The sequence below is a fragment of the Pseudoalteromonas sp. SIMBA_162 genome (assembly GCF_046535955.1).
Taxonomy (GTDB): domain Bacteria; phylum Pseudomonadota; class Gammaproteobacteria; order Enterobacterales; family Alteromonadaceae; genus Pseudoalteromonas; species Pseudoalteromonas marina.
This window is the reverse complement of record NZ_JAWJBQ010001194.1, coordinates 1-237: the sequence shown is the minus strand read 5'-3', so window position 1 is coordinate 237 and position 237 is coordinate 1. Positions and strand designations below refer to the sequence as shown.

Below are 237 nucleotides of genomic sequence, written 5' to 3'. Positions count from 1 at the left end.
TCACCGTTTTCAGCGTCTGATGGTCTTATACTCAATCCTTGGTTGCAGACGACCTGACAGCGTGAAAGGCGTCATTCGCGCAATAAAACATACGCTTGAAAGCGGTCTCACAGCAGATGCGACAAAAAGTCAAAGCCTGAGAACGACAAAGTCGATGATTTATCGTTTAAGATTGTCTTGGACGTAGCACGCGGAGTTATTGATCATTCACTAAAACAAGGTTAGGTCATAACAACA

1 protein-coding gene is annotated in these 237 nt (G+C 43.9%); it reads left to right on the top strand.

Annotated elements, in window-relative coordinates; genetic code table 11:
- A partial coding sequence (locus R0J88_RS23450) for a hypothetical protein (RefSeq protein WP_410901384.1) occupies positions 1-187 on the top strand: 187 nt, incomplete at its 5' end.
- Positions 188-237 lie beyond the last annotated feature (50 nt).